Annotated in this window: 6 protein-coding genes; 4 read left to right on the forward strand and 2 right to left on the reverse strand. The window is 70.3% G+C overall.

What is annotated here, in order from left to right; all coding sequences use genetic code 11:
• Window positions 1–2: 2 nt before the first annotated feature.
• From deoC to I9P22_RS06940, 3 genes are all read left to right on the forward strand, one after another.
• Window positions 3–947 (forward strand): deoxyribose-phosphate aldolase, encoded by a 945-nt coding sequence (gene deoC / locus I9P22_RS06930; protein WP_199258624.1) that lies wholly within the window; start codon window positions 3–5, stop codon window positions 945–947.
• Window positions 948–949: 2 nt separating this feature from the next.
• Entirely contained in the window at window positions 950–3,295 is a 2,346-nt protein-coding gene (locus I9P22_RS06935) for an aldehyde dehydrogenase family protein (protein WP_199258625.1), read from the forward strand.
• A 69-nt stretch (window positions 3,296–3,364) separates the two neighbouring features.
• Window positions 3,365–4,006 (forward strand): FMN-binding negative transcriptional regulator, encoded by a 642-nt coding sequence (locus tag I9P22_RS06940; RefSeq protein ID WP_199258626.1) that lies wholly within the window; start codon window positions 3,365–3,367, stop codon window positions 4,004–4,006.
• Window positions 4,007–4,121: 115 nt separating this feature from the next.
• On the opposite strand, the gene I9P22_RS06945 is transcribed toward I9P22_RS06940, so the two are convergent.
• Both I9P22_RS06945 and I9P22_RS06950 read right to left on the reverse strand, forming a co-directional pair.
• Window positions 4,122–4,877: a hydroxypyruvate isomerase family protein gene (locus I9P22_RS06945; protein WP_199258627.1), complete on the reverse strand. Its 756-nt coding sequence runs from the start codon at window positions 4,875–4,877 to the stop codon at window positions 4,122–4,124.
• Between the two features lie 2 nt (window positions 4,878–4,879).
• A complete protein-coding gene (locus tag I9P22_RS06950) occupies window positions 4,880–5,425 on the reverse strand; it encodes a DUF1285 domain-containing protein (RefSeq protein WP_199258628.1) in 546 nt (181 codons plus the stop codon).
• Between the two features lie 61 nt (window positions 5,426–5,486).
• Here I9P22_RS06950 and I9P22_RS06955 point away from each other — a divergent pair.
• On the forward strand, window positions 5,487–6,311 hold an 825-nt coding region (locus tag I9P22_RS06955), incomplete at its 3' end, for an AAA family ATPase (RefSeq protein WP_199258629.1).

Consider the following 6,311-nt stretch of genomic DNA (forward strand, 5'->3'; position numbering starts at 1 on the left):
CGATGGAGCGCAGAAATCCCGGCACCGATTTCCGCCTCGACTGGTTCGAGGGCATCCAGGTCAATACCCCGGCGGCCGAGCGGCGCGCCGCCAGCCTGACCGCGCGCCGCAGCCTGAAGAAGGAATGGCAGGTGGCCTGGCTGCTGAACGCGGTGCGCTGCATCGACCTGACCACGCTGTCGGGCGACGACACGCCGGACCGCGTGGCGCGGCTTTGCGCCAAGGCGCGCCAGCCGGTCGATGCCGGCCAGTTGGCGGCGCTGGGGGTCGATCACCTGACCGTGGGCGCGGTCTGCGTCTATCCGACCATGGTGGCGGCGGCCAAGCGGGCGCTGGCCGGCACGGCGGTTCCCGTCGCCTCGGTCGCGACCGGCTTTCCCGCCGGGCTGATGCCGCTCGACCTGCGGCTGGCCGAGATCCGCTATGCGCTGGACCAAGGCGCGGACGAGATCGACATCGTGATTTCCCGCGCGCTGGTGCTGCGCGGCGAATGGGCGGCGCTCTACGACGAGATCTGCGACATGCGTGAGGCCTGCGGCCATGCCCGGATGAAGGCGATCCTGGCGACGGGCGAGCTCAAGACCCTGGGCCATGTCGCCAAGGCCAGCCATGTCGCCATGCAGGCCGGCGCCGATTTCATCAAGACCTCGACCGGGAAGGAGCCGGTGAATGCCACGCTGCCGGTGTCGCTGGTCATGCTGCGGGCGATCCGCGACTATCGCGACCGGACCGGCTTTGCGGTGGGCTTCAAGCCGGCCGGCGGGCTGAAGACCGCCCGGGACGCGCTGAACTGGCAGGTGCTGATGGCTGAGGAGCTGGGCCGCGACTGGCTGCGGCCCGAGCTGTTCCGCATCGGCGCCAGCTCGCTTCTGGGCGATATCGAGCGGCAGATTTCCCATCACGTCACCGGGCGCTACGCTGCCGCCCATCGTCTGGCTGCGGGGTGAACATGCCGAAGGTAAGCGAGATCATGGAAAGCATGGAATACGGCCCCGCGCCCGAGGATGCCTCGGCCGTCCGCGACTGGCTGCGCGAACGCGGCCGCTTCGGCCATTTCATCGCCGGGCGCTTCACCAGGCCGGGCGAGACCTTCGCCAGCCGCGATCCCTCGACCGGCGAGGACCTCGCGCAGGTCACGCAGGGCACCGCCCGCGACGTGATGAAGGCGGTGCGCGCCGCGCGCCGGGCGCAGCGCGGCTGGGGCGCCATGCCGGGGCACGACCGGGCGCGTTTCCTTTATGCCATCGCCCGCACCATCCAGAAGCGCGAGCGGTTCCTGGCGGTGCTGGAGACGCTGGACAATGGCAAGCCGATCCGCGAAAGCCGCGACATCGACGTGCCGCTGGTGGTGCGGCATTTCTACCACCATGCCGGCTGGGCCGAACTGGCCGAGACCGAGTTTCCCGGCCACGGCCCCTTGGGCGTCTGCGGCCAGATCATCCCGTGGAATTTCCCGCTGCTGATGCTGGCCTGGAAGGTGGCGCCGGCGCTGGCTGCCGGCAATACCGTGGTGCTGAAGCCCGCCGAATACACGCCGCTGACCGCACTGGCCTTCGCCGAGATCTGCGCCCATGTCGGCCTCCCCGCCGGGGTGGTCAACATCGTCACCGGCGACGGCCAGACCGGCGCGGCGCTGGTCTCGGCCCCGGTGGACAAGATCGCCTTCACCGGCTCGACCGAGGTCGGGCGCGGCATCGCCCGCGCTGTCGCGGGCTCGGGCAAGCGGCTGACGCTGGAACTGGGCGGCAAGTCGCCCTTCGTGGTCATGGAGGATGCCGACCTGGACGCCGCCGTCGAGGGCGTGGTCGAAGGGGTCTGGTTCAACCAGGGCGAGGTCTGCTGCGCCGGTTCGCGCATCCTGGTCGCCGAATCGGTCGCCGCGCGGTTCGAGGCGCTGCTGCGGGCGCGGATGGACAAGCTGCGGCTTGGCGCGCCGCTCGACAAGTCCACCGATGTGGGCGCCATCATCGACCCGGTGCAAAAGGACCGCATCCTGCGCATCCTCGACCGGGCGACCGCCGCCGGGGCGGAACTGGTCGGCGGCGCGCCCGGCAAGGGCTGCTTCATCGCGCCGGGCTATCTGCGAAACATCGCGCCCGCCAATCCCGGCATGATCGAGGAGATCTTTGGCCCCATCGCCACGCTTTCGACCTTCCGCACCCCGGACGAGGCGGCGGACCTGGCCAACAACACCCGCTACGGGCTGGCGGCCTCGGTCTGGTCGGAAAGCGCCGCGGTGGCGACCGACATGGCGGCGCGGATCAAGGCCGGCGTGGTCTGGGTGAACTGCGCCAACCTCTTCGACGCGGCGGCGCCCTTTGGCGGCATGCGCGATTCGGGCTATGGCCGCGAGGGCGGGCGCGAGGGGATGCTGGACTATCTTGCCGCCCCCGTCGCCGCGCTGCGCGACCCGGTGCCGGCGGACATCGCCCCGGCCGAGGCATCCGAGGAAAGCGCCGGAATCGACCGTACCGTCAAGCTCTATATCGGCGGCGCGCAGAAGCGTCCCGACGGCGGTGCCAGCTATGCGGCGCAGGACGCATTGATCCCGCTGGGTAACCGCAAGGACATCCGCAATGCCGTCGAGGCGGCGGGATCCGTGCTGGCGAAATGGCAGGGCCTGGGCGGGCATGGCCGGGCGCAGGTGCTGTATTTCCTGGCCGAGAACCTGGCGCAGCGCCGCGGCGAATTCGCCGGCTTCGCCAGCCCGGCCGAGGTCGATGCCACCATCCGCCGCTGCTTCTTCTATGCCGGCTTTGCCGACAAATACGACGGCGCCACGGTTTCGGCCAAGCCGGGCCACCTGTGCCATGTCCAGCCCGAGCCGCATGGCGTCATGGGGCTGGTCGCGCCCACGGCCGCGCCGCTCGCCGGTTTCATGGCGCTGGTGCTGCCGGCCATCGCCATGGGCAATGCGGTGGTGGCGATCCCCTCGCAGGACCGGCCGATGGCGGCCCTGACCCTGGCGCAGGTGCTGGCCTGCTCGGACGTGCCGGGCGGCGTGGTCAATATCGTCACCGGCCCGCGCGATGCGCTGGCGGCGGCGCTGGCCGCGCATGATGGCGTCTCGGCGATCTGGCATGCCGGCGGGAACGGGCCCGGGCAGGGCGAGGGGCTGGCCGAGGTGCAGCGCGCCGCGGCCGAGACGCTGATTCCGGTCTGGACGCCCGAGCCGCGCGACTGGACCGATGCGCAGGCGCAGGGCCGGGAATTCCTGCGCGCCGCCAGCCGCAGCAAGAGCATCTGGCTGCCCTATGGCGCGCTTCCCGCCGGCGCCGGCAGCGCGGCCTATTAGCGGCGCCTGTCCTGCGCCCGCAGCGGGCGCAGGGACATGATCGGGCAATCCTGGCATCGGAACCGCAGCATGTATGTCCCCCCGCATTTTCACGAGATCCGTCCCGACGAGATCGCCGCGGTCATCGCGGCCGCGCCTCTGGCCTGCATCGTGGCCCAGACGGACGAGGGGCTGGTTGCCAACCATATCCCGCTGCTGGCCGCCCCGGACGGCACGCTGATCGGGCATGTGGCGCTGGCCAACGACATGCACCGACTGATCTCCGACGGCCAGGAGGTGCTGGCGATCTTCCGGGGCGAGGACGGTTATGTCTCGCCGAATTTTTACCCGAGCAAGCCCGAGCATCACCGGCACGTCCCGACCTGGAACTATCAGGTGGTGCATGCCCATGGCGCCATCAGCTTCCAGCATGACGACCATGCCAAGCGCGCGGCCGTTGGCCTGCTGACCCGCGCCCATGAGCGCCGCCTGAACGGCGCCCGGGCGTGGCACATGGCCGATGCGCCGGCCGATTACCTGCGGCAGATGCTGGACGGCATCGTCGCCTTCCGCATCGCCGTGCACCGGACCTTGGCGAAATCGAAGCTCAGCCAGAACCGCGAGCCCCGCGACCGCCAAGGCGCCATCGCCGGCCTGCGGGCCAGCGGGCAGCCGGCGCTGGCCGAACGGATGGCCGGGTGCCTGCCCAATCGCATGCCCGGCGAGGGCTGACGGACCGGCGCCCACAGAAGGCAAGGCCGACCTGTGCAGCCCGGCAGCCGGTCCCAGCGCTGGAGCGGCGCCGCCCGGCAATCGCGCTCCGGCCCCCGCGCCGGCCCGGCCGCCCTCAGGCCGAGCGCAGCCAGCGCAGCCCGGCCTCGGTCGAGGTGCGCGGCGAATATTCCGCCCCCACCCAGCCCCGATAGCCCGAAGCATCGACGGCGCGCAGCAATTCAGCGAAATGGAGATCGCCCTGGCGCGGTTCGTGCCGTCCCGGGCAGCCGGCGATCTGGATGTGCCGCACCCGGCCGGCATGGCGCTGCCAGACCTCCAGCGCGTCGCCATGGATCATCTGCGCCTGGTAGGCGTCGAATTGCAGGCCCAGATTGGCGGCGCCGACCTCATCGACGATCTCGGCCGCCAGGTCGAAGCAGTCGAGGAAATAGCCCGGCATGTCCTCGCGGTTCATCGGTTCGATGGTCAGGCTGGCCTGCGGCGCGCGGGCGCAGGCCCAGCGAAGGTTCTCGACCAGCGTCCGCCGGGCCTCGGGCCCTTCGGCCTTGCCGGCCATTACATGCAGGTGCTGCACCCCCAAGGCCCGGGCAAAGCGGATGGCGCGGTCGAAATCGCCGCGGAAGCGTGCCTCGTTGCCCGGCTCGGCGGCAAAGCCGCGCGGGCCGCCGGCCCAGTTCGGCGGCGGCGTGTTCATCAGCACGAATTCCACACCCGCCGCCTGCGCCGCCCGGCTCAGCTCCTTGACCGCCAGGTCATAGGGGAACAGGATCTCGACGCCGTGAAAGCCGGCGCGCCGCGCGGCGGCAAAACGCTGCTGCATCGGCAGTTCGGTGAACAGATAGGTCAGGTTGGCGGCGAATCGCGCCATGATCAGGGCTCCAGGGGAAAGGCCGTCCCTCCCGATCGCACTTCCATACGCCCGCTTGCATCGGGCATAGCCGCATCGGCCAGTCGGTAGAATGTCTTGCGGTCGATCAGCGCCCAGAGACCGCGGCGGATATGCACATAGGGCCGGGGCTCCTTGGCCGTCCCGCGCAACGCGATCGCGTGCTCGGGACCGGCGATCACCCGGTCGCCCACATTGGTGGTAAAGCTGATCTCCTCGCCGATTTCGGCATCGACGGCGACGAAGGGCGCGTCGACCACGCGGATGCCGACCTTTTCGACCGGGGTGACCAGAAAGTAATCGTTACCCTCTCGCTTCAGGATCGAGGCGAAGAGGCGCACCATCTCGGGCCGGCCGATGGGGGTGCCGTTGTAGAACCAGCTGCCATCGGCACGGATCTCCATGTCGAGATCGCCGCAGAAGGGCGGATTCCACAGATGCACCGGTGGCGGGCCCTTCTTCGAGGCACGGCTGGCGGCGGCGGCGATTCCGGCCGCATCGCTCACGCTATTGTCAGTGTTTTCCACCATTCGCTGTGGACCCCGTCACGCCTGCCTTTATGTTGTCCTAGAGCAGAAACGGGGCGTTGTCATGGCCGAGGATGAAAAACTGGTTTCTGAAATCTTGACGCTGACCGACCGGCTGGCCCAGGTCCGCGCCAGCGTCGAGCGCCGCTTCGTCGGCCAGCATGCGGTGGTCGAGCAGGTGCTGGCCGCGATCCTGTCGGGCGGGCATGCGCTGCTGGTCGGCCAGCCGGGCCTGGGCAAGACCATGCTGGTCGATACCCTGGCCACGGTGCTGGGCCTTGATACCGCGCGCATCCAGTTCACCCCCGACCTGATGCCGGCCGACATCCTGGGCTCGGAGGTGCTGGACATCCGCCCCGACGGCACCCGCGCCTTCCGCTTCATCGAGGGGCCGGTCTTCACCCAGCTGCTGATGGCGGACGAGATCAACCGCGCCAGCCCCCGCACCCAATCCGCGCTGCTGCAGGCCATGCAGGAGGGCGAGGTGACCATCGGCGGCGAACACCGGCCGCTGGGCCGGCCCTTCCACGTCCTCGCCACCCAGAACCCCATCGAGCAGGAGGGCACCTATCCCTTGCCCGAGGCGCAGCTGGACCGTTTCCTGTTGCAGATCGACGTGGACTATCCCGACCGCGACACCGAGCGCGCCATCCTGCTGGCCACCACCGGGATCGAGCAGGGCCGCGCCCATGCGGTCTTCGACGCGGCGGGGCTGGTCGCGGCGCAAGCGCTGATCCGGCGCATGCCGGTGGGCGAGACGGTGCTGAACGCCATCCTCGACCTGGTGCGGGCCGCGCGGCCCGGCGCGCCCGAGGCGCCCGGCTGGATGGCCGACACGCTGGTCTGGGGGCCGGGGCCGCGCGCCGCCCAGGCGCTGACGCTGGTGACG

Source organism: Paracoccus binzhouensis (assembly GCF_016446475.1).
GTDB classification, from domain to species: Bacteria; Pseudomonadota; Alphaproteobacteria; order Rhodobacterales; family Rhodobacteraceae; genus Paracoccus; species Paracoccus binzhouensis.

Coding starts and splice junctions, on each gene's coding strand:
- deoC (WP_199258624.1), top strand. CDS start 3: ATGGAGCGCAGAAATCCCGGCACCGATTTCCGCCTCGACTGGTTCGAG.
- I9P22_RS06935 (WP_199258625.1), top strand. CDS start 950: ATGCCGAAGGTAAGCGAGATCATGGAAAGCATGGAATACGGCCCCGCG.
- I9P22_RS06940 (WP_199258626.1), top strand. CDS start 3,365: ATGTATGTCCCCCCGCATTTTCACGAGATCCGTCCCGACGAGATCGCC.
- I9P22_RS06945 (WP_199258627.1), bottom strand. CDS start 4,877: ATGGCGCGATTCGCCGCCAACCTGACCTATCTGTTCACCGAACTGCCG.
- I9P22_RS06950 (WP_199258628.1), bottom strand. CDS start 5,425: ATGGTGGAAAACACTGACAATAGCGTGAGCGATGCGGCCGGAATCGCC.